The sequence below is a fragment of the Natronincola ferrireducens genome (assembly GCF_900100845.1).
GTDB classification, from domain to species: Bacteria; Bacillota; Clostridia; order Peptostreptococcales; family Natronincolaceae; genus Natronincola_B; species Natronincola_B ferrireducens.
On record NZ_FNFP01000012.1, the window covers coordinates 14,652 to 38,153 of the forward strand.

Below are 23,502 nucleotides of genomic sequence, written 5' to 3' on the forward strand. Positions count from 1 at the left end.
GCTTTATAAGTTTATACTATATTATTGTATCAAAAGCTTTTAAAAAATAAAAGTAATAACCGTAGCCCTAAGGGGAATAATAGGAAAATATAACTAAAAAACAACAAAATAAAGTCCTCTTAACGAGGGCAAAAAATTATTTTACAACTTCTTCTATCAGCTTTGTTACTTCTTCTTCACTCATATTAGAAGCAAGAATAATTTCACTCAACAAAATCTGCTTTGCATTATTCAATATCTTTCTTTCCCCAGTAGATAAAGCCTTTTCACGATCTCTTAGTATTAAGTTCCGAACTACTTCTGCTATTTCGTATATATCTCCGCTCTTAATCCTATCCATATTAGCCCTATACCTTCTATTCCAGTTCTGAGGCATCTTAGTCACATCAGCTGCTAAAACAGCTATTACTTGTTCTACTTCCTTTGTGCCTATTACCGGACGAATACCTATATCCTCTACATTGTCTAAGGGTATCATGACCTTCATATTGTTTAAAGGTATTCTCATAATATAGTATTTTCTGGATTTTCCTAGGATTTCTTTTTCCTCGATAGCCTCAATAACACCAGCACCATGGACAGGATACGAAATTTTATCACCTATATTAAACATAGCTATTCCTCCCAAATTTGACCTTTTTAATCAATTCTAGTATACCTCAGAAAGCTAAAAATGTCAAATAAAAATATTATTTTATCATAGACGACATTTATTGTCAATAATTAAATATTGATTTTTCTATATTTTTTCCCTTCCTCTGTAATTGACAAGTTCTACACAATAAAAGTATAATAAAGTTATCATGAATTTAAAGAATATTATAACTATATGCATTTCATAGAACAATAATTTTTATTTTTTATTCTTATAATATGTGTAATTAAAAATATTTTGTTGTTTTTGTTTTTAAGTTTTTTTAATATCTATAAATAATATAGAGGAGGCGTTATTACCCATGGAAAAGTTTTCTTTACAGGATTTCCAGCATAAAGCAGATGATGTTTTGATTCGCCATAAAAGTATTTTAGATATATTAACCAAGTTGCAAGAGAGTAGCGCTCGAATTAATCGAGCTGTAGCAAAATCCGCTACCTATTGTGGTTGTATTGAATTGCACATAAAAAAGCAGGAAATTCCCGAAAACATCTCCTATTCTCAATTAAAGGGCTATATGAAAAGTCATGTAGATGGTGGTTTATGTGATGTCTGTAAAGAAAAAATAGAACAAGAATTATCTACTAGTTTTTTCTATATGTCGGCTCTTTGCAATATTTTTGATCTCGACATGAAAAACCTCCTAGAAGATTATTATGAAAACCACTTAAAAACTTTGGGAAAATATGGACTTCTATAATTCCACAGTGCAAAACCCATGAAACCTGCAAATGGCTCCATGGGTTTTTATTTTGTATAATGCTAATTTTTCCTCTTAAATGTGTCTTTCCATTAATACCTGATCTTGAAGTCTCCTCAGACCTTCTTTAATAGCCCGTGCTCGAATTTCTCCGATGCCTTCCACATCATCCAGCTGTTCAATAGAAGCCTTAAGAATTTTTTGAAAGCTGTCAAATTGTTTCACTAAATTTTCTACTACATTTAAGGGTAGTCGGGGAATTTTTGTTAGAATTCTATAGCCCCTTGAAGATACACCTAAGTCCAAGGCGTTAACATTATTACCATAACCTAAAATTTTTGATATATTAGTTAAGTTTAGTAATTCCTCTGAGGATAAAGATTTGATGGTTTTTTGAATAGATTCATAATCTCCTTCTATATTAGCATTATAGTCAAAGATAATATGCTTCCCATCATCTTTTACGTTGGCCACTAACTCCTCTAGCTGCATACTGACCAACCTTCCTTCATTTCCTAACTCATAAATAAATTTTTCGATTTCATAAGCAATCTTCATAACCATTTCTGTTCTCTGTAATACCAATGCTACATCATATACAGTTGCCAGTTCTTCAAATTCCAAGGCGCTTAAACTGGTCATAGCTCGATCTAAAGAAGCTTTATATTTCTCTAGGGTTTGTATAGCTTGATTAGCCTTGTTTAATATTTTATCGGTATCTTGAATAACATATTTATAATAGCCCTTATATAAAGTAATAATGTTACGTCTTTGGGAAATAGCTATGACAATTTCTCCCGTTTCCTTCGCCACTCTTTCTGCAATCCGATGTCTAATACCAGTTTCACTGGAGGGGATAGATGAGTCAGGAATAAGCTGGGCATTTGCATAAAGTATTTTTTTTGTATCATGACTCAAAATAATAGCTCCATCCATCTTTCCTAACTCATAAATATAGGCAGGTGAAAAATCTATATTGATGTGAAAACCACCATCAACTATTTCCATAATTCCTTCATTGCCAGCAATAACAATTAATGCTCCTGTTTTAGCCTTTAGAAGATTTTCCAGTCCTTCCCTTAAAGGAGTGCCGGGAGCCAATATTTTTAAAGTTTCTATTAATTCCTCTTCTTTGTTGGATTCTTCCTTCACCATAACACTGCCCTCCTTCTGCTACCCTTTATGAGTTATTATTGCATTTTCAATATATTATTTTAACATTATTTTTCCAAGTAATCCATAAATTAAACAGCTTTCTCAAAGAATTTTTCCTAATTGGCAACCAGTTGTAGAGCATCTCTTAGGCTTTTGGCACCATTTATCTTTAGTGTCCCTGTTTCCTTAACCTTTCCTTTATTTCTTTCCGGCAGAACACATCCTTTAAAACCCATCTTTTCAGCTTCCTTTATCATTTTCTCCATTTGTCCCACTGGTCTTAAATCTCCTGTTAAACTAATCTCACCAATAGCTATTATATCCTTAGATGGTAAAGGAATTCCCCTAAAGCTGGAGTAAATAGCCATAGCTAAACCCAAGTCTGCTGAAGTTCCCTCCAACTTCAGTCCTCCCACCACATTAACATAAATGTCCTGATTCATTAGAGGTATACCCATTTTTTTCTCCAGTACAGCAATAATAAGATTTAGTCGATTCATATCCACCCCAACAGCAGTTCTTCTTGGAAATCCTGCATTGGTTGGCGCAACCAGTGCTTGAATCTCCACTAAAATGGGTCTGGTGCCTTCAACCATCGCCACCACTATAGATCCCTCTGCTTCTTGGGTAAGGGTTTCTAAAAAAATCGCAGAAGGATTACTGACTTCTACTAAACCTTCTTCTGCCATCTCAAATACACCAATTTCACTAGTAGTTCCAAATCGGTTCTTCAAAGCCCTTAGTATCCTAAACTCTTGGGTTCTTTCTCCTTCAAAATGAAGAACAGTATCTACCATATGCTCTAACACCCTGGGTCCTGCTAACTCCCCTTGCTTTGTAACATGGGCTACAATAAACATAGGAATATTTTTAGATTTACCTATCCGCATCAGATTGTTAACCGATTCCTTTACTTGAGAAACACTTCCAGGTGCTGAGGTTAAATCCTCTTTAAACAGGGTTTGAACAGAATCCAGTAAAACAAAGGCCGGTTGGAGCTCATTGATATATTTTTCAATGACATCAATATTAGTTTCTGAAACAATATATAAACTGTCGGCCAGTGCATCTAGTCTTTCTGCCCGCATCTTGATTTGTTCCTCCGACTCTTCCCCAGAGACATACAAAACAGTCCCATATTTTTCAGCTATTTTACTGCTGGCCTGTAAAATCAAAGTAGATTTTCCGATGCCGGGCTCTCCAGATATAAGAGTAAGTGAGCCCTTAACCAGTCCCCCTCCTAAAACCCTGTTTAGTTCATGGATTTCTGTATCATATCTTTCATAGGCCCCTGATTTAATAGATTTGATTAGTTGTGGCTTTGAACTACTTACTATCGTGGGGGAACGTTTAAAATCCTTTTTATCTATCATCGTTTCCTCTTCCAATGTATTCCATTGTTCGCATCCCGGACATCGACCTAACCATTTAGGACTCTCATAACCACATTGCTGACATATAAATTTTGTCTTTGTTTTTGCCATAGCTAGCACCTACCTTTGTTTATCCTTTGGTGTATTGCTTTTAGCCTGCCGTCTTATGTAGCCGGGAGATCAAGCACTACATCCTCGAAGTAAATTCAGCTATAATTCAGTGGAAGTAAAAACTTCCTCCAAATTAAGTCTCATTTTATATTCATCATTAATCTAAGTATACTACTATATACCTTCCTTTTACAAACAAAAGGAAGGAGTTATTCCTTCCTACTTTTGTTTTACTATCAACTCTTCATTTTCTACATCAACCTCTACATGCCCTCCAGCTACAACCGTTCCCTTTAGCAGTTCTTCAGATAGTCTATCCTCCACTAGCTTTTGGATGGCCCTCTTCAGCGGCCTAGCTCCAAATTGGGGATCGTAACCTTTCTCAGCAATATGGGCTTTAGCAGCGTCTGTAATATCTATTTTAATATCTAACTTTTCTAGTCGATTTTTTAAATCCTCCACCATCAAATCTACAATTTTACTGACATACTCCTTATCTAAACTATGGAAGACGATGATGTCATCAATCCTGTTTAAAAACTCTGGTTTAAAGCTTTTTCTTAGCTCCTCCATAACATTTTCCTTCATCTTTTCATATTCGTTTTTTGCCATATCCTCTTGGCTTACAGCAAAGCCCAATGTTTTTTGCTTTTTAATGGTATGGGCTCCCACATTCGAGGTCATAATGATGATGGTATTTTTAAAGTCTACGGTTTTACCCTTAGCATCGGTTAACCGGCCATCATCTAGTATTTGAAGAAGGACATTGAAGACATCAGGGTGAGCCTTTTCGATCTCATCAAACAAAATAACGGAGTAGGGCTTTCTTCTAACCTTTTCTGTCAACTGGCCACCTTCATCAAAGCCTACATAACCAGGGGGTGAACCAATTAATCTAGATACTGTATGCTTTTCCATATACTCTGACATATCAATGCGAATCATAGCATCTTCTTCCCCAAACATGGCTTCTGCTAAGGCTCTTGACAATTCTGTTTTTCCTACTCCAGTAGGCCCTAGAAAAATAAAAGAACCGATGGGTTTTTTAGGGTCCTTTAATCCCACCCTTGCTCTCCGGATAGCTCTAGATACAGATTTTACTGCCTCCTCTTGACCTATTACCCTTTCATGTAATATTTTTTCCATCTTAAGAAGTCTCTCGGACTCCTCCTGCTGAAGCTTTGTAACAGGAACTCCCGTCCATTGGGATACAATATCCGCAATTTCTTCCCCATCTACAATAGCCTTATCTCCTAGATTCTTATTTTGCCAAGTGTTTTGTCTTTCCTGTAATTCCTGTTGGATGGATTTTTCTTTATCCCTTATTTCAGCTGCCCTTTCAAAATCCTGTAGGCTAATAGCTTCTTCCTTTTCCTTACCTAATCTTTCTAGCTCCTCTTCTAAATCCTTCAAACCTGGTGGTGCTGTTACAGTTTTTAATCGGATTTTTGATCCTGCTTCATCAATTAAATCAATAGCCTTATCGGGTAAAAACCTATCGGTAATATATCGATGGGATAACTCTGCTGCCGCTTTTATTGCTTCATCAGTAATTTTCACCGTATGATGGGCTTCATATTTATCCCTCAACCCTTCTAAGATTTTGATGGTATCTTCTACAGAGGGTTCTGCAATTGTAATAGGCTGGAATCTCCTCTCTAAAGCAGCATCCTTTTCAATGTGTTTTCTGTACTCATCAATGGTTGTAGCTCCAATAGTTTGTAATTCTCCTCTAGCCAAAGCTGGTTTTAAAATATTAGAGGCATCGATGGCTCCTTCCGCAGCTCCAGCACCTATCATAGTATGAATTTCATCGATAAAGATAATAATGTCCCCCGCCTGTCGAATTTCCTCCATAACCTTTTTTAACCGGTCTTCAAATTCTCCCCTATATTTAGCCCCAGCTAATAGAGAAGATAAATCAAGAGTGACAACTCTTTTATTTTTTAGAATTTCTGGTACATTTCCTTCTATTATTTGTTGTGCCAAACCTTCTGCTACTGCTGTTTTTCCTACACCCGGCTCTCCTACTAGACAAGGATTGTTTTTCGTTCTTCTACTCAATATTTGTATAACCCTCTGAATTTCCTGACTTCTTCCAATGACAGGGTCAATTTTTCCCTCTTTAGCCATTTTGTTTAAATCTCTACTATATTTATCTAATGTAGGTGTGTTACCTTGCCCCATTTTTTCATGGTCTCTATGATTGTTTTGAGACCCTCTATTGTTTAATAGCTTTAGTACATCAGCCTTTACCTTTTCTAACTGAACACCCATTTCAAGTAATACCTTAGCTGCCACCCCTTCTTTTTCTCGAAGGAGACCCAGTAAAAGGTGCTCTGTTCCAATATAGTTATGACCTAGACCTCTGGCCTCCTCAAGACTTAGCTCAAATACCCTCTTGGTTCTAGGAGTAAAGCCCATTAATTGTTGAGGCAACCCTTTACCTACAGTACTAATGATTTTTTCCTGTAGTTGAGAAGTTTCTACCTTTAGATTTTTTAAAACCTTTGCTGCAATTCCTTCTCCCTCCTGTAGTAATCCTAGCAATAGATGCTCTGTTCCTACATAACTATGTCCTAATTGTTGAGCATATTGTTGTGATAAAATAATGGCCTGTTGGGCCCTCTCTGTAAATCTACCATGCATTGACATAAAACGTCCCTCCTATTCTATAATGTATTTCTTATTAATTCAGCCCTTTTTATATCCCTCTCTGTGGCATTTAGTGGGGTCTTGAAATGTTTTTGTAGAGAAGCTGGTTGAATCATGGTGATAAGGCTATTTAATTTTCCAAGGGCTATTCCTTCAATAAATCCTAGATCAACCCCTAGCTTTACATCAGAAATCAGTTGCATTCCTTCATTTGCTGTTATTTTTCTAGCATTTTTTAAAATGCCATAGGACCTAAAAACCCTGTCCTCCAATTCTATTCTTTTACCAATCAAAAGATTTTCCCTTGCTCTTCTTTCCTTTTCAATGATTTGTAGAGTAACATCTTGGAGATTGCTAACAATTTCTTTTTCTGTTATCCCTAAGCTCACTTGATTGGATATCTGATAAAGATTGCCTAAGAAATCTGTCCCTTCTCCATAAATACCCCTTACAGCTAAACCAATCTGTCCCGCTGCCCTTAGCACCCCCTGTATATATCCCATTAAGGTTAGGGCCGGTAAGTGTACCATTACAGAAGCTCGAATTCCTGTACCTAAATTGGTGGGACAAGCAGTTAAGTAACCAAACTCCTCATCAAAGGCATAATTTATTTTTTCTTCCAATAAATCATCTATCTTATCAGCCGTATTCCAGGCCTCATTCAATTGTAATCCTGGTAGGAGACATTGGATTCTTATATGGTCTTCCTCATGAATCATAACGCTAATAGTTTCTTCACTATTTAAAAGCATATTCCCTATATCAATGTTTTTAGCTAATCCAGGACTAATCAGATGCTTTTCTACATAATTAAAACGATTGATTTCATCAAGCTCCTTCATAGAAATCAACTTAAAATCTTCCTTTAGTCCACTATTGGCCCCAACAATACTATCATAAACCATGTTAGCTATTTCTCCACCCTTAGCTTCTATTAGATGATGAGGGAAAGGAACTCCTTCAACATTCCTTGCAATCCTTACCCTACTGCTGATGACAATATCTGCTTCAGGTCCTGTCTCCTTTAACCAACCTGTCATCTTTATCCCTCCTACATTTCTTCAATTTTATCTTGCAAATCTTTTATTTGATCCCTTAAATTAGCTGCCCTTTCAAAGGCTTGCTCCTCTATAGCATCCTTCAGCTGAAGTTTTAATTGATTGACTTCCCTTTTTAATCGAATAATGCCACCTCTTCTTTTAGGTACCTTTCCTGTATGGTGAAGATTACCATGAACTTTACGAATAAGAGGCTTTAGTTTTTCCTTAAAATTTTTATAGCATTGATCGCAGCTTAATCTCCCCATTTGTCTAAATCCCTCATAGCTAGTGCCACACTGGTTGCATTGGAGGATCTCTTTATAGTGGTGTTTTAATTGGGGATCCTGATTCATATCTAAAAGCCCTGCTAGAAAATTATGAATTGAAAAAGAATTTTCTAGATTTAAGGTTTCCATAGTTTTTGCACATTCTTCACATAAGTGAATCTCCTCTTTTTTTCCCTGAATAATTTTTGTCATATGCACAGTTGCTTTCCTACTCTTACACTCGTCACAAGTCATATTCTCCCTCCTATTCCAATAATACCACCAGCATACTTTTTAGTATGTTTGCTCGAATTTGATTCTTTATATTTAAAGGGGATAAAATAGCTCCATCATCGATAGCTGCCTTCATTAGTTTAGCCTCCCTTAGGGTGATTAATTCCCTTTCTTGTAGACCAGTTATCAGTCGATTGCCCTCACTTTTGGTAATACTATTATTTATCCTCTTTGTAATCAAATTGTATAGACTATTGTCTTCATTAAAGGTTAATTGCTTTATTTTTATATACCCACCTCCCCCCCTTTGACTCTCAATATAATAGCCTTTGGCATAATCAAATCGAGTCATAAGGACATAGTTAATTTGAGATGGGGCGCAATCAAAATATTTAGCAAGCTCATTTCTCTGAATTTCTATTGTATTATTTTTACTATCCTCAATAAGTTCTTTTAAAAATCTTTCTATTACATCACTTATTCTAGCCATCATTACACCTCTTTTGACCTTCTTTGACTTTTATTTTAAATAAGAAAAATACAATTGTCAATCCCACTTTATTAAAATGATTCCACAAAAATTATAAAATTAAACAGAAAAAAGCATGTACTCTAGGTACATGCTATTAAAAATTTATTCTTTAGCTGCTTTAGCAGCTTCCACTACTTTGTCACTAATCATTTGTGGTACTTCTTCATATCGCACGAATTCCATGGCAAAGGTTCCTCTTGCTTGGGTCATGGAGCGAAGATCTATGGCATATTTAAACATTTCCGATTGTGGTACTTCTGCCATAACCCGTTGCATTCCCTTTGGTTGGGGTTCCATTCCAATAATTCTTCCCCGGCGTTTATTTAAGTCCCCCATAACATCTCCCATATACTCCTCCGGTACTATTACATCCACCTTTACAATCGGCTCTAATAGTACAGGTTTTGCAGCTTCCATTCCCTTTTTAAAGGCCATAGATGCTGCTATTTTGAAGGCCATTTCTGATGAGTCTACATCATGATAAGAACCATCATACAATATAGCCTTAAGCTTCACTACAGGATATCCTGCCAATACTCCAGATTCTAAACACTCCCTTAATCCTTTTTCAACTGCTGGTATATAGGATTTAGGTACGGAGCCTCCAAAAATTTCTTCTCCAAACTCAAAATCTCCCTCTGCTGGCTCAAACCTTATCTTAACATCACCATACTGACCATGTCCACCAGATTGTTTTTTATGCTTTCCTTGCACGTCAGACCTGCCTTTGATGGTTTCTCTATAGGGTACGATAGGGTCACTAAGCTCCACCTCTACCCCAAATTTATTTCTTAATTTACTGGTTATAACTTTAATATGAAGTTCTCCTTGACCACGGATGAGGGTTTGCTTTGTCTCTACATTTCTATCAAAGGTAAAGGATGGATCTTCCTCCGACAAACGCTGTAAGCCAGAGCTGATTTTTTCTTCATCTCCCCTAGACTTTGGTTCTACTGCTAAAAATAACTGTGGTGAGGGAAATTCAATATTACTGTATACTATAGGATCATTGATACTGCATAGGGTGTCTCCGGTATTGGTATGCTGAAGCTTAGCGATAGCAGCTATATCCCCTGCCTTTACTTCTCCTACTTCTATTTGATTTTTACCCCTTAACAGGAATAATCCGCTAATTTTTTCTCTTTCATCCTTATTGGCATTCAAAATCTCTGTATCTGGTTTTAAGCTTCCTGAAATCACCTTAAATAAAGATATTTTGCCGATATATGGATCAACTATTGTCTTAAATACTTGAGCTGAAAATGGTTGATCTGCCTCAAGACTTCTTTCTACAACTACATTTTTATAGGGATCCTTCCCCTGCTTAGGAGGCATATCCTTAGGAGAAGGAGAGTAATCATTGATCATATCTAACAAACTATGGATACCGATGTTTTTTAAAGTAGCTCCACAAAGAACCGGTACGATATCTCCATTTAATATACCTTTTCTTAGGCCCTCCTGGATTTCTTCTTGAGTAAACTCTTCGCCACCAAAATATTTCTCCAACAAAGCTTCATCACTTTCTGCTACAGATTCCATTAGAAGCTCTCTAATTTCTAAGACCTCCGACATCCTATCCTCTGGGATAGGCTTTTCTCTACAGGTTTTACCATCATACTCCTTGGCAATCATCTTCACAACATTTATATTGCCAGCAAAATTTTCCTTTTCACCTAGGGGAATTTGGAAGGGAGCTATCTTTTTCCCAAATTTTTCTCTTAGTTGACTTAACACTTTATCAAAATCCGCATTTTCTCTATCCATTTTGTTAATAAAGATGAAGGTTGGCTTCTTTTTATCTTCTGCATAATCCCATGCTTTTTCGGTACCTACTTCTATATCACTGGTGGCATCTACTAAAATAATTAAGCCTCCTGCTACTTTAATAGCACTCTGTACTTCACCAACAAAGTCGAAATAACCAGGGGTATCTATAAAATTAATCTTATGCCCTTCCCACTCCATAGGGATAAGAGAAGTATTGATAGATATTTTTCTCGCTATTTCCTCCTTATCAAAGTCTGAAATCGTATTCCCGTCTTCCACTCTTCCTATACGATTAATTAATTTAGCTGTGTATAGAGCTGATTCTGTTAATGTAGTTTTTCCGCATCCACCATGGCCTAATAAAGCAATGTTTCTTATTTTGTCAGCTTCGTATATTTTCATAGTTCTTCCCCCTCATCTGAATATTAGGTTGAATTATTAGATTTAATAAAATATTCTATATTATTTTTGAAATACCTCTTTTATTCTTAAAAAATTTTAGAATATTTTGTTAATCTAGATTATTTTATATTTTTTGGTAATTATAATATAATTATACATAATATTTCAATTGTTAGAAAATAATTCTTTAAACATAAGGTTTATTTTAAAAATATGTTATAATAATAGGGGTGTAATTTAAGTAATATTAGCTAAAATCCATATGATTTTGTAAAGGAGGAATTTAAAAATGACCATTACATTTCGTGAGCAAATTAAAGACTTAACCCCTTATCAACCTGGAAAACCCATCGAGGACGTGAAGAGGGAATATGGTTTAAACGAAGTAATTAAATTAGCCTCTAATGAAAATCCTCTCGGTTCTTCTCCAGAAGCTAAGAAGGCAATAAACTCTATGTTAGATCAATTAAATCTTTATCCAGATGGTAATGCTACAGACTTAAAAGAAGCTATTGCTAAAAAATTTGGTATTAAGCCCACCCAAGTCCAACCCAGTAGTGGTTCTGATGAAATGGTAGATTTAGTTGCTAAGACCTTTTTAAATGAAGGGGATGAAGTGATTTTAACAAATCTTACTTTCCCTAGATATATGACAACGACAAAAATGATGGGTGCCACACCTGTAGTTGTACCTCTTAAAAATTTTACTTATGATTTAGAAGGAATGAAAGAAGCTTTAAGCAAAAAAACCCGCTTAGTTTGGCTATGTAATCCTAATAACCCTACAGGAACTATGTTTACAGAAGCAGACCTCTTAGATTTTTTAGATACTGTTCCAAAGCATGTCATTGTGGTTTATGACGAAGCCTATAATGAATATGTTACTAGAGAAGACTATCCCCATAACAGCCTTAAATTGTTAGAAAAATATCCTAACTTAATTATCATGAGGACCTTCTCTAAAATTTACGGTTTAGCAGCCCTTCGTGTCGGTTATACAATTGCATCTGAAGATATTTTGATGAATATTGATAAGGTAAGAGGACCTTTTAACGTCAACACCCTAGCACAGGTTGCAGCTATTGCCGCTTTAAATGATGAAGATTTTTTACAAAAAAGCTTTGAAGTAAATAAAGAAGGTAAGGAATATCTCTATAAGGTCTTTGGAGAAATGGGACTTTGGTATGCCCCTTCTGAAACCAACCATATTTTCTTTGATACTGGAAAAGATTGTGGAGAAGTTTTTTTAGAACTTCAAAAAAGGGGTATTATTATTCGACCTATGTACAACACCTATGTAAGGGTTTCTATTGGTACTATGGAGGAAAACAAGAAATTTATTGCAAACTTAAAGGAAATTTTGAGTTAATCTATATATTTAAATATTTTTAGAGTAGAGGTTATCTCTACTCTTTTGTCATTTATACCATTTTGTTATGACCTGCATATTATATATTGAGTTCCAGGAATAAATGGTTTCAATTTTTCACGAGGAGGTTAATCAATTATGGTTGAATTATGTAGATATCATAACAGCGGTGGTTCTCCATGGAAATATCATTATTATCCCTATTCTTATTCTAATTCATTGGCTGTAGCCTATGTGAAGGGTGGCCCCCTTCGTCCTGAAATCTATGGAGCTATTTGGTTTAAGAGAGTTGCAGGTGGTACAGAGGTTTATACGGAAGTTTATGGTCTACCTTCCTATAGACCAGCTACAGATGAAGAAGACCCCATAGGACCCCATGGCTTTCATATTCATGAGTTTGGTACCTGCGAAGTTAGCAACCCTGAAGATCCCTTCCAAGCAGCAGGAGGACACTGGGATCCCGACAATCAGCCCCATGGTAATCATGCCGGAGATTTCCCTGTATTGTTTTCCAACAATGGTTATGCTAGAATGAGCTTTTTTACCAACAGATTTAAACCCGCCGATGTCATCAACAAAACCATCATTATCCATGAAAACCCTAATGACTACCGTTCCCAACCAGCAGGTAATGCTGGAAAGCGTCTTGCCTGTGGAATTATTCAACGGTACTATTAACACTAAAAGAAAAAGGGCTTTCGCATCATAACGAAATCCCTTTTTCTTTTAATCTTAATGGATTGTCAGGAGTTCCTCTGGTTTTAAAACCACTTTTTCATGTCTTAAAATCTGCTTTGTTCTGTTTCCATCCTCTAGTGAATCTAAATAGACAACCTCTGTGGGTACGATTTTTATAGCCTTTAACTTATCTCCCTTGAATTGTACTATCTCATTATCTGGATTATATTTCATAGCTTCCTCAAATACACTTTTATCTTGAGCGCAAATTGTGGCTTGTCCAAATACTTGTATCCCTTTGATTCGTCTGAAGTTGATATATTCAGTGTTGACCAACAAACAAACGTTAGGATTTTTTTCTATAGACTTAAACTTTTCTCCCCCTGCTGACAATATATATATATCCATTTCTTCTCCAAGAAAATATTGCACAGGACTGCATCTAGGTATACTATCTTGACAGGTGGCAAGAGAAGCACTTTTATGTTCTTTTAAAAATTCCCTAATATGATTACGTAATTCTAAAGGGGACATTTTTCTATTCATTTACTACCATCTCCTTCAACTTTTTTGAACAGCTTTGGTTAAACCTATTCAAATTTATTATGAAGATTTTTTTGAAAATCTATACAAAATACAATAGTTAGGAAATGGTGGAGTTCCTCCTTTTTATTGTGCATCCTCTTATAGGTTTTCTTTTAAACCATTGGTTAATCCCTCTAATTTTTATTTCTGTTCCCTTACAATGTTTAACCGAATCATTTTACATCTTAAGCTTTGTCGTAGGATCTGCAACTTTTCAGCCGCCTTCGTTACATTCCAGTTTGTTTCCTCTAGAGTGTTTACAATCAATTCCCTTTCAATTTCCTCTAAAATTTCCTTTAATGATCCCTGTTTTTCTCTTCTCTCCATCATCAACTGTTCGTAATTAATTTTTGTTAAATCTGATCTTAAGTAAGGAGGGATATCTTCTACCATCAGCTGTTCATTAATACCAGACCTTATCATGAGATTTTCAATGACATATTCCAGTTCTCTAATATTACCGGGCCAATTATATCCCAATAGTATTTCTTTAAGTTCATCAGATACTCCCCTTACATTTTTTTGAAGTATACGGTTGTACCTTTCAATAAAATACTGAATAAGAGCTTCAATATCTCTTTTTCGTTCCCTTAAAGGGGGCAGGTATAAAACTAGAGAAGAAACTCGGTAAAAAAGATCTTTTCGAAGACGTCCAGTGTCCATTAGATTCTTAGGGTCTTCATTGACAGCACTGATAATTCTACAATTGACTGGAAAGAGCTTAGAACCTCCAACCTTTCGTACCTTCTTCTCTTGAAGTACCCTAAGTAACTTTGATTGCATGGCCAGTGGCATAGAATTCAGTTCATCCAAAAAAAGAGTGCCTTCACCAGCATCCTCCAACAAGCCTGTAGAATCTTGGGCACCAGTGTATGCCCCCTTTACAGTGCCAAATAAAATACTTTCTAGAAGGTTTTCTGGGATGGCAGAGCAGTTGATGGCAATGAAGGGTTGTTTACTTTTTTTACTGAAATGATGTATGCTTTGAGCAAATACCTCTTTTCCAGTTCCTGTCTCTCCAATGACCAAGATGTTGCTGTCTACCATTGCCATCATTTGTGCTTCTCGAATAAGCTCTGAGGTTTCCTTACTATTTCCAATAATATTTTCAAAGGTGTAAGCAGTGCTATTTTCTTTTGATTGGGCCCTATCATGACTACAAGCAATTTTTCTTTTTAACTCAATGGTTTCAAAAATCAGTTCTTGAAGTCTTTTCTCATTCCTGGAAATTGTCACGGCTCCCATAATTTTTCCGTCTTTTTGTACTGGGTAGGTATTGTAAGAAATGTAGTGTCCCATTCGGTCACAAAGGGCAAAATTCCTATACTGGTTGAGGATGGGTTTCCCAGTATCCCGTACTTTTTCATGTTCTGATCCTTCCTGTGCATTACTAATATAAATTTCATCCAAGTGACGATTTAAAATATCCTGTGCCTTTAATCCTTCAATTTCTTCCGCTGCCTTGTTATAAAGGATTACCTTTCCTTCTCCATCACTTCCCAAAATCCCTTCACTAATGTGCTCTAAAATGGTTTCGTAATAAGCCTCCTTCACTTCATACTCTGTCAACATTTGGTTTTTTAGATAATAAACACTATAGTCATCAGTGGGCAAAGCTTCTTTTTCTAACAAATATCGATTACCAGCATACATCACTATGTCCTTAATGCCTGACATCGTTTCCCTTTGTTTTAGAAACTCCCCATAAAAATATCTACCTTGAAGCAGATCACCATCTAGTAGGTTTCTAGCAGTCTTATTCAACCATATAATACAATCCTCCTTATCCACCATCAATACCGGCTTATCTACCCACTCCAATATTTTATAGATTGAATTTTCCATCATACACCTCCTCCCACAGAATTTACAAAGCTTATTAAGATTGCCATAATTTATTTATAATTCCAATTAATTTTCATCATACTGCTTTTTATTGTGGAATTAATTCTTTACTTCCAACAAGCTTCACTATTTCATTCATATTATAATCCTTTGTTCATTATTCGTGATAAAGCACATAAATCCTTCCAGCTTCTAAACTTTCCTATACTTCCTGTCTGTGCTCTTCATTTGTAGTAAATTTAAAACCTTAATTTGTTGAACATTAAAAAATGATGAATCATACCTAAAGCTTTTGCTTGTAGATATGTTCATCATTCTTTAGACTTTTATAGTGTCATAGCGGCATCATAACCACCACGTACAGCCTCCATAACCTTTCTAGCTTTCAGACAATCACCTATCGCATAGAATTCTGGTGCAGATCCCCGTAAAGCATCTACTTCCTGGCGTTTAGCCTTTAAGCCAGTTGCAAGAATCACTGTATCGCATTCAATCAATTCTTCTTTACCCTCCAGATCCATCATTATCACACCTTCATCAGTTATGGCCTTGCAGCTGGTGTTGGTTAAGATATTGACTGGCCACTTATCTAGTTCCAGCAGTAGAGCTTCTCGATAGAGATATGCTCCATCAATTACCACATCGGGTCTTGCTTCAAGAACTGTTACCCTTTTCCCCTGCTGGCATAAATTTAATGCCTCTTCACATCCCACCAATCCTCCACCGACGATGACCACGTTATCACCAATACATTGATCTTTACTATAAATATCTGTGGATAAAACTACCTTAGGATGATCCCAGCCTGGTATGTTTGGAATCAAAGGAGCAGCTCCCAAGGCTGCAATAATGACATCTGGCTTAAGCTCCTGAGCCTTCTCTGGGGTGATTTCTGTACTGAGCATTACCTGAATATCCCTTTCCTCCACTCGACGAATCAGTAGTTCCCGAAATTTCTGAAGATCTTCTTTAAAGGGAACATGGTCAGCAAATTCAATTAATCCACCTAGATGATCTTTTTTCTCGCAAAGAACTACTTCATGACCTCGATCTGCAGCAGTGATTGCTGCCTGCATACCAGCAGGCCCCCCTCCCACCACAAGTACTTTCCTGTGGGCTTCAACAGGCATGTGAAACTTGATTTCCTGTTCTCGACCAATATGAGGATTTACTGCACATCGAAGGCTTCTAATAGGATACTTAATATAGGGCACAAAGTCTCCACTCAAACATATAAGACATCGCTGACATGGGGTGATATCGTGGGCTTTTCCTGAGTTAATCTTTTTAGGCAAATAGGGATCAGCCAACAATCCTCGTCCAAGGGCGACAATATCTGCTTTCCCACTAGCAATAATTTCTTCCATCATCTCAGGATCATTGAGACCACCAACCACCGCTACCGGTGTTTTCACTGCTTTTTTAATAGCAGCTGCTAATGGTACATTAATTCCCCGTTCATGAAATGCTGAAGGAAACATGTGGGTATTGGTGGCTGGATTGTGGAAAGTACAGCTTGATACATGAATCAAGTCTACTTTATCATCGATCATTTGAGAGAATGCCACCATATCATCAATGGTAAGTCCCCCTTCCACATGTTCTGAACCACTTAGACGAAACTCGATAGGAAAGTCAGGACCACATTTTTTTCTAATATTGTCAATAACCATAAGAGAGATGCGAGCACGATTTTCCAGACTTCCTCCAAAGCGATCGGTACGCTGATTGTTCAATGGTGATAGAAATTGATGTAATAACCAGCCATGGGCCCCATGAATCATACACATATCACAGCCCCCAAGCTTTGCCATCTCTGCAGCATCTCCAAAGGCATTGACCACTTCTTCTATCACATCTTCATTCATTTCTACGATAGGGGAGCCAAACAATGCAGGTCCTGCACTGGGTCCGTATACGACACCATCATAATAGGCAGCATTGGCTCTTCTACCTGGGTGGAGTAATTGAATGGAGGCATAAGCTCCATGACGTTTAATAGCTTCTGTAGTTCTCACCAGCGATGGTAAAATATCTGGATTGTCCAAGCATGGCATTCTTCCGTGGGCAACACCAGTCTTTGTATGAACGTTGCTCTCACCAATCGTTACAATGGCAGCACCTCCCTTAGCTTTTAATTCAAAATATGCCATACTTTCGGGGGTAAGGAACCCTTCCACTGTCCCATTACCTGTGTTGCTGGGACCAGCTTCAATTCGGTTTCTAAGAGTTAGGGCTCCTACCTTTAAGGGGCTTGTTAAATTTACATATGATTTCAAAAAAATTCTCCTTTCTCAGTCTAGTTTTATTAATGGGTCTGTCAAATGCCTCTTTATTTCAAATAACCGTCAGTTCCACCTCTGGCTAAACCTACAATTGTCCTAACCTGTTTCATGTACCATTGTTATTTTTATTAGTTGACATCTAGCTCTCTAAATAGGTGTAGCATTCTTTTCTTTAAAACAGGTTTTGAGTTGTTAATACTAAGCTTCTTCGTAACTGATTTCCATGTTAACCTTACCAGATTTTAACATAAAAGCTGCATAAAGTACTGCGAAGACAGCCACAGCTACGTTTCCAATAAATTCTGCCGGGGTAAGTACTCCCACAAGTAGCCCTATCTGAGCTACACTGGAGGCTGCCCCTAACAAACTGAAAAACACCAAAGCCTTATGGGATACATGATATTTTGATTTTTGCCAAAGATCTGGAAGTACTTTAGGTAGATTTATGGCTGAGTAACATACTATAGCAAAAAATAGATTGTTTAAAATTACAGCCATATTTCCGATGGTGGAGATATTGAATCGAAAGAAAATAGGTATGAGACTTTCCACATATAATAGGGTTAAAATAATATACGGCGCTTTATACTTATTTAATTTGCTCAAACCTTTTGGTAGCCATCCATCTACACTTGCCTGTAGGATAGGCTTTGTAACCCATCCAAAACAGGAATTTAGGGTAGTTGTTAATGCAAACATGGCACCCCCCACCACAAAGAAAATATAGAGAGGTTTAGGGAGTACTCGTTGAGCTACCAGTGTTAACGGTTGACCAGCTACCTCTGCTACTGGAAGTACTCCTGAAGCCACTGTAGACATAACAGCATAGAATAAAGCTACAATTAAAGTTCCAGCAATGATTGCAAAGGGAATGTCTTTTGTAGGATTTTTAGCTTCAGCTCCAAGATGAATGACTACATTCGCTCCCCCAATGGCCCAGGTAAGTAGTGCTCCAGCAGCAAAGAGTCCAGATATACCTCCGGTCATAAATTCATTAGGATTAAAAAATCCTGGCTGTATCTGTCCAACACCATAAACTGCGAAGGCAGTAATGGCTAGAGACATAATGAGTGTCATAGCATTTTGAAGTTTGGCTGCTCCCTGTATCCCAAACATGTTTACTAAATAAATGGCAGTAATGACCACAAAAGCCACCAAAGTATGATTCAGGCCTGGTATCAGTGCCAACAGATAATCAGCAAAGCTGATGGCATACATGGATAAAGCAGACCAAGCAAGAATATGAATAATTATAAAAAATCCAGAACAGCCTTTATGTGCTAACAATCCCAACTGGGTATAAAAGCCCCCCCTCATTCTAATGGTGCCACTGACCAGTAACATAGGGACTGTCATAGCCAGAGTAAAAATAGCAGCAATAAGCATAGCCAGATTGGCGGATCTGCCTGTCATTGCAATAGCCACTCCTGTCAATGCAAAAACTCCAGAACCTATGGTTTGGCCAATAGCAATAGATAATAACTCTTTTCTTCCCAACACCCTCTTTAGGTCTTTCGTTGAAGTAATAGTTGAAGTAACATCAGACATATTAATCCTCCTTTAGAATTTATATAAATCTTTTAAAAAACCATCCCTTCTGTTTTATTAATGCCTCCCTTCAATTAACATCTGCTCCCAATCTCAACAAATGACACGCTGCAAATCTACACCCTTAGACTTCAATTTAGTATACAAAGGTCTACATGTTTTACCTTTAGGTAAAAATCCTAGGACTAGAGATTTTATGAAAGGTATCAACCTGTACCTATCGTATATTTAGAAGCAGTTTGCTAGATGGCTTTTCATAAATATATTAAAGCAATTTCTATGCCAAAGTTATGAAGAATCCAATCCCTGTATTTTAAAGCTTTTATTTAGTATCAGTTTTTATTGCTGCATTCTTTTTATCCAGTATAATAAGAAAAAATCCCTTAATTGTCTCTAGATGTGCAATAAAAAAGCGCAATTTTTTTTGTCAATCGAAATTATAATTGCTATTTTATAATCAAATAGTTAAAAACCAAGCTAAATTCCCTATTTCAGTAGAAAACTTTTTAGTATTTCCTTAGACTTGGCAAAATTAATTTCTTTTGCCCAATCTAATTTATAGTAATTTATAAACAAAAAAAGATAGGATGATAAAACATCTTATCTTTTTAAATAATTTTTATGAAGATTTTAACGGATAGGGCAAATCCCTGATTCACAACCACTTTCTGTAATTTCTATTTCAATTTCTTGTTTTTCATATTTACTGATAAGAGAAGGAATAAAATCCTTCATTTCTTTTACCCTACGATTATATTCCATTTCGTCTATTGCTTCATAGGGTAATAATTTATAAAAATTGTCCTCCAATGATAGGAAGGTTAGGGCTACAGTATCTTCCCAGTTATTCCATACCCATTCCTCTACTTCTTGCCATTCATGATCCCTTACATGGACAGTAATGGAACAATTGTGATCTACATAATGATTCATAAACATTTTATAGTTTTCCAGCTGTTCTAGAGCCGAGACATCGTATTTGGTCTTTCCTTGGGGTGCCTTTACAGGAAACTCTACAACCTTTGTGGAACAGGTTGTCCATTCCTGACCCACCTCTGGTAAGACAGGGTAATCTAACTCTTCGCAAACCTTCACCAGTGGATCATCAGCACTTACCCTTATTCTTCTTATGTAATAAGGAGCATGGGAATAATGAACTCCACTAGAAACAGTAGGTAGCTGACTTAATGTTCCCTCTGGTTTTACAGTGGTGATCAATAGAGGTGGATTTTCCCCGATAGCTTGGGCATAGGCCTTTGCCTCTTTATGGGCTACCTCCCTTAGTTCTTGAAGTATCTTAATTTCCTCTTCTCTGCTAATGTTGGTGGCATTCACCATATCCTGCCATCCTGTTAAAGATGCCCCCAATAGCTTATCCCTCTTTTGTACTGCATCCCACTGAGGCAGCTCTAACTCTACACAGGTCATTCTATAGCTTGTTCGCACTGATAATCGTTGAGCCTCTATTAAGCCTTCCTTATCTAATGTTCCATCTTCCTTTACAAAAGCAAAAACATTTACTGTCGTTAAATTACATAGGCCTTTGGAGTCCAATAAAATTTCTCCACAAGGGTTTACACCATTCATATTGGGTCTACGTTTTTTTGCTGCCTGTGCATTTACCCATCCAGGTTCTCCAGAATATCTCATTTTTTCTATTAGCCAGTGGAGTTCTTCTCTAGAAGGCTTTTCTTCATAATAAATAGAATTATTACTCATTTGTCTATGGATAATACTTTTATCCACCAGCCACTGTCCATCAATCTGTTTATATAAATTAGATTTAGCTTCAATACTTTCCTTATCCTTAGCATCAATTAATACCATTTCAGCTGTACGTCTTACACCGCCTACGACAACATTTTCTCCAATAATATTGGCAATGTCCAGACAATCAATGGGACGTAGCTTACTTCTATTGCTGTCATGGGTACCTTTAATATTTTCAATAACTTTATCTATCTTATAAAACATATTCTTTAAACTTTCATGACCACTGGCGGTTCCCCCAAAGGTTTTTAATTTTTCTCCTTTAGGTCTTACATGATCATAGTTTATAATGATGGTTTTCACATGTCTATACTCATGGCTATATAGAAGCTTAAAAAAGAAATCTAGGGCTTGGGTCCAACCTTCCTTACTATCTCCCACAGTAATCTTAACAATATTTTTATATAAGAATTCTAAACTAGTATTATCTTCTCTAGCTTCTATTGGCACTGGAATATAGTCCTTATGTATTAATTCATAATCCCGTCTAATCCTTGGTAGACCTTTGATATCATCCTGCAATACCCTCACTCCTACACCAGAACCTATCATTAAGAGATAGAATAAATCTTTAAAGGATTCAATGCTATCTATCACTAAAAAAGCACAGTTATAATTGGACATAGGATAGTTTTTAGCCACTGGTGTGTTGCCAACCCAAAAGGTTCGTCCAGATAAAAATTGTTTTAAATTATAAACATTATCAAAAAGCTTTTCAGCCTCCTCCCTAGTGGTTGGTACAAGACTACAGTTGTATTCTACAGCCCTTCTAACAGTCTCCCACCAATACTCTCTTCTACCTTCCTCTGCTAACCATCGGGAGTAGGTTCTATAATAAACAAAGTTGCCTAATTGCTTCATTGGTGAAAATCTATGCTTATATTTACTAATAAATTCATCGGATAATAGTCTGTTCTCCTCTTTTTTTCTTGCTTCCCTTGTTCTATTACGATGACTTCTATACACAATATATTTTTTAGCTGCCTCTTTTCTATTACTAGACATCAGCATTGTCTCTACAATATCTTGAATTTCCTCCACATGAACTGGAGAAGTATATCCCTTGATGAGACTAGCAATTTTCTCTGCAATTTCTTTGCTTAGTCCTACATCTATTCCAGTCGTAGTTTCAGCCATGGCTTTTTCTATTGCATTACTAATTTTAAAGAGATCAAATTCCACTAGTCTCCCATCCCTTTTAATAACTTTTACCATAACCATCCGCCCTTTCACTTATATGTAACAGTATCTCCTGTGACAACATATGGTGTTTTTAAATTTTATATGCACAAAATATTGTATCACCCTCTAATTTAAAAGTCAAAATACTTCCTTGCTTTTATAGAAGATTTTTAGAATTTTTTTATTCATTTTATACGATTAGTTCCTGATATCTCCCATTTGTATTTTTTTATACTTTCTGTTCTCTGCTCTTATCTCTTCCTCCCTATACCGTTTAACATAATGGTTCTCCCTGATTATTAATGACAGATTGATTTTCTACAAAAAAATAGGCCTATAGCCTATTTTCTAAAAATAATATTTAGTATTTCCTCAATTGTATCCTTAATATATTCACCTTTTCTATATTTTCTCTTTGCTACGATAATTTCTACTTGATTACCTTTAGCTACAATATCCTTTACAATTTTAGGGGTCTCTATAAATACACCTTTTTCTTCATATTGACTATCTAAAATTACAAACGTAGGTATCTTTACTTTGCCACCAACTTTATAACCACTCATATAGGCCTCATAACCCTCTCTAGGTAATATCGCAACCTCAATCTTAGGGTTTATATCTTTCATTTTCTGTAGAGCGGGTACATTAATCATGCAGTCAGGACACCATATTTCAGCAAAGGCCAGCACATAAATAGGGGTGTCGATCTTCTGAATCTTATGTACCATCTCTTCTGTTAGAAAAATATTTTCATATATCTCTAAAGTCTTTTCTCTATTAATATCTTGATCTTTATTTAAGAATTCTTGAAAAGAAACACCTAATTCAAACAATTGATGTAAATTCATTTTTATCATCCTCCTATATTGGAAGTATAGATTATTATTTTATTATATCATTATTTAAAGAGAATTTTAAGTAAATTGATAGGATTGGAAGCCAAATTGTTAAGGAAATTTTATTCATAATTAATAAACATTGTTATAAAAGATATTCTTTTCCATATAGATATATTACAAAAATTAATAAATCCTTAATTTAATTAAGCCCTTTCAACGATGATTCTATGGAATATGCAAAAACTAAAAAACTCCACAATCAGTGGAGTTTTTCTTTCACGTCGCAACGACCTACTCTCCCAGGCAGTCTCCCGCCAAGTACCATCAGCGCTGAAGGGCTTAACTTCTGTGTTCGGTATGGGAACAGGTGTGACCCCTTCGCTATTGTCACGACATTTCTTGAAGGCAATGTAAAATGTAAAATGTAAAATTAAAGTCAAATCCTTTGTTTCCTAAGGTCTTTATGCTTTTCATCTTCCATTTTCAATTTTTCATTTCCATAATT

The 23,502-nt window shown here is 36.2% G+C and carries 17 protein-coding genes and 1 rRNA gene; 3 read left to right on the forward strand and 15 right to left on the reverse strand.

The features are described from left to right. Window positions 1-136: 136 nt before the first annotated feature. The gene (locus tag BLS22_RS14140; RefSeq protein WP_090554913.1) at window positions 137-613 is read right to left on the reverse strand and encodes a CarD family transcriptional regulator; all 477 of its coding nucleotides are present in this window, start codon (window positions 611-613) and stop codon (window positions 137-139) included. A 343-nt stretch (window positions 614-956) separates the two neighbouring features. On the opposite strand from BLS22_RS14140, the gene BLS22_RS14145 reads away from it, so the two are divergent. Then, window positions 957-1,355, forward strand: coding sequence for a DUF1573 domain-containing protein (locus BLS22_RS14145; protein WP_090554915.1), 399 nt, complete (start codon window positions 957-959; stop codon window positions 1,353-1,355). Between the two features lie 75 nt (window positions 1,356-1,430). Here BLS22_RS14145 and disA read toward each other — a convergent pair whose 3' ends face one another. From disA to fusA, 7 genes are all read right to left on the reverse strand, one after another. Further along, on the reverse strand, window positions 1,431-2,510 hold the full coding sequence (gene disA, locus BLS22_RS14150; protein WP_090554916.1) for a DNA integrity scanning diadenylate cyclase DisA: 1,080 nt from the start codon (window positions 2,508-2,510) through the stop codon (window positions 1,431-1,433). A 116-nt stretch (window positions 2,511-2,626) separates the two neighbouring features. After that, window positions 2,627-3,994 carry a DNA repair protein RadA gene (gene radA / locus BLS22_RS14155; RefSeq protein WP_090554918.1) on the reverse strand — a complete coding sequence of 456 codons (1,368 nt, stop codon included), beginning with the start codon at window positions 3,992-3,994 and terminating at the stop codon, window positions 2,627-2,629. A gap of 219 nt (window positions 3,995-4,213) precedes the next feature. Beyond that, complete coding sequence (locus tag BLS22_RS14160) at window positions 4,214-6,649, reverse strand: ATP-dependent Clp protease ATP-binding subunit (RefSeq protein WP_176762201.1); 2,436 nt, start codon at window positions 6,647-6,649, stop codon at window positions 4,214-4,216. 17 nt (window positions 6,650-6,666) lie between these two features. Continuing rightward, complete coding sequence (locus BLS22_RS14165) at window positions 6,667-7,689, reverse strand: protein arginine kinase (protein ID WP_090554920.1); 1,023 nt, start codon at window positions 7,687-7,689, stop codon at window positions 6,667-6,669. Between the two features lie 11 nt (window positions 7,690-7,700). After that, complete coding sequence (locus BLS22_RS14170) at window positions 7,701-8,210, reverse strand: UvrB/UvrC motif-containing protein (RefSeq protein WP_090554921.1); 510 nt, start codon at window positions 8,208-8,210, stop codon at window positions 7,701-7,703. Between the two features lie 10 nt (window positions 8,211-8,220). Next, window positions 8,221-8,679, reverse strand: a complete 459-nt coding sequence (locus tag BLS22_RS14175) for a CtsR family transcriptional regulator (RefSeq protein ID WP_090554923.1) — start codon at window positions 8,677-8,679, stop codon at window positions 8,221-8,223. 144 nt (window positions 8,680-8,823) lie between these two features. Then, entirely contained in the window at window positions 8,824-10,893 is a 2,070-nt protein-coding gene (gene fusA / locus BLS22_RS14180) for an elongation factor G (RefSeq protein ID WP_090554924.1), read from the reverse strand. A gap of 289 nt (window positions 10,894-11,182) precedes the next feature. Between fusA and hisC the strand changes: the two genes are divergently transcribed. Continuing rightward, a complete protein-coding gene (gene hisC / locus BLS22_RS14185; RefSeq protein ID WP_090554926.1) occupies window positions 11,183-12,262 on the forward strand; it encodes a histidinol-phosphate transaminase in 1,080 nt (359 codons plus the stop codon). Window positions 12,263-12,400: 138 nt separating this feature from the next. Then, complete coding sequence (locus tag BLS22_RS14190) at window positions 12,401-12,940, forward strand: superoxide dismutase family protein (RefSeq protein WP_090554928.1); 540 nt, start codon at window positions 12,401-12,403, stop codon at window positions 12,938-12,940. Window positions 12,941-12,994: 54 nt separating this feature from the next. On the opposite strand, the gene BLS22_RS14195 is transcribed toward BLS22_RS14190, so the two are convergent. From BLS22_RS14195 to rrf, 7 genes are all read right to left on the reverse strand, one after another. Then, a complete protein-coding gene (locus BLS22_RS14195) occupies window positions 12,995-13,486 on the reverse strand; it encodes a pyridoxamine 5'-phosphate oxidase family protein (RefSeq protein WP_090554930.1) in 492 nt (163 codons plus the stop codon). A 180-nt stretch (window positions 13,487-13,666) separates the two neighbouring features. Then, window positions 13,667-15,373: a sigma-54 interaction domain-containing protein gene (locus BLS22_RS14200; RefSeq protein ID WP_090554932.1), complete on the reverse strand. Its 1,707-nt coding sequence runs from the start codon at window positions 15,371-15,373 to the stop codon at window positions 13,667-13,669. Window positions 15,374-15,696: 323 nt separating this feature from the next. After that, window positions 15,697-17,649, reverse strand: coding sequence for an oxidoreductase (locus tag BLS22_RS14205; protein WP_090554934.1), 1,953 nt, complete (start codon window positions 17,647-17,649; stop codon window positions 15,697-15,699). 204 nt (window positions 17,650-17,853) lie between these two features. Beyond that, on the reverse strand, window positions 17,854-19,203 hold the full coding sequence (locus BLS22_RS14210; protein WP_090554935.1) for an APC family permease: 1,350 nt from the start codon (window positions 19,201-19,203) through the stop codon (window positions 17,854-17,856). A gap of 630 nt (window positions 19,204-19,833) precedes the next feature. Continuing rightward, on the reverse strand, window positions 19,834-22,188 hold the full coding sequence (gene nrdJ / locus BLS22_RS14215) for a ribonucleoside-triphosphate reductase, adenosylcobalamin-dependent (RefSeq protein ID WP_090554938.1): 2,355 nt from the start codon (window positions 22,186-22,188) through the stop codon (window positions 19,834-19,836). Between the two features lie 308 nt (window positions 22,189-22,496). Continuing rightward, window positions 22,497-23,006 carry a thioredoxin family protein gene (locus BLS22_RS14220; protein ID WP_090554940.1) on the reverse strand — a complete coding sequence of 170 codons (510 nt, stop codon included), beginning with the start codon at window positions 23,004-23,006 and terminating at the stop codon, window positions 22,497-22,499. A 269-nt stretch (window positions 23,007-23,275) separates the two neighbouring features. Then, a 5S ribosomal RNA gene (gene rrf, locus BLS22_RS14225) occupies window positions 23,276-23,392 on the reverse strand. Window positions 23,393-23,502 lie beyond the last annotated feature (110 nt).

Excerpts from the sequence above, each read along its gene's own strand:
- BLS22_RS14140 (WP_090554913.1), bottom strand. The coding sequence starts at position 613 with ATGTTTAATATAGGTGATAAAATTTCGTATCCTGTCCATGGTGCTGGT.
- BLS22_RS14145 (WP_090554915.1), top strand. The coding sequence starts at position 957 with ATGGAAAAGTTTTCTTTACAGGATTTCCAGCATAAAGCAGATGATGTT.
- disA (WP_090554916.1), bottom strand. The coding sequence starts at position 2,510 with ATGGTGAAGGAAGAATCCAACAAAGAAGAGGAATTAATAGAAACTTTA.
- radA (WP_090554918.1), bottom strand. The coding sequence starts at position 3,994 with ATGGCAAAAACAAAGACAAAATTTATATGTCAGCAATGTGGTTATGAG.
- BLS22_RS14160 (WP_176762201.1), bottom strand. The coding sequence starts at position 6,649 with ATGTCAATGCATGGTAGATTTACAGAGAGGGCCCAACAGGCCATTATT.
- BLS22_RS14165 (WP_090554920.1), bottom strand. The coding sequence starts at position 7,689 with ATGACAGGTTGGTTAAAGGAGACAGGACCTGAAGCAGATATTGTCATC.
- BLS22_RS14170 (WP_090554921.1), bottom strand. The coding sequence starts at position 8,210 with ATGACTTGTGACGAGTGTAAGAGTAGGAAAGCAACTGTGCATATGACA.
- BLS22_RS14175 (WP_090554923.1), bottom strand. The coding sequence starts at position 8,679 with ATGGCTAGAATAAGTGATGTAATAGAAAGATTTTTAAAAGAACTTATT.
- fusA (WP_090554924.1), bottom strand. The coding sequence starts at position 10,893 with ATGAAAATATACGAAGCTGACAAAATAAGAAACATTGCTTTATTAGGC.
- hisC (WP_090554926.1), top strand. The coding sequence starts at position 11,183 with ATGACCATTACATTTCGTGAGCAAATTAAAGACTTAACCCCTTATCAA.
- BLS22_RS14190 (WP_090554928.1), top strand. The coding sequence starts at position 12,401 with ATGGTTGAATTATGTAGATATCATAACAGCGGTGGTTCTCCATGGAAA.
- BLS22_RS14195 (WP_090554930.1), bottom strand. The coding sequence starts at position 13,486 with ATGAATAGAAAAATGTCCCCTTTAGAATTACGTAATCATATTAGGGAA.
- BLS22_RS14200 (WP_090554932.1), bottom strand. The coding sequence starts at position 15,373 with ATGATGGAAAATTCAATCTATAAAATATTGGAGTGGGTAGATAAGCCG.
- BLS22_RS14210 (WP_090554935.1), bottom strand. The coding sequence starts at position 19,203 with ATGTCTGATGTTACTTCAACTATTACTTCAACGAAAGACCTAAAGAGG.
- nrdJ (WP_090554938.1), bottom strand. The coding sequence starts at position 22,188 with ATGGTAAAAGTTATTAAAAGGGATGGGAGACTAGTGGAATTTGATCTC.
- BLS22_RS14220 (WP_090554940.1), bottom strand. The coding sequence starts at position 23,006 with ATGAATTTACATCAATTGTTTGAATTAGGTGTTTCTTTTCAAGAATTC.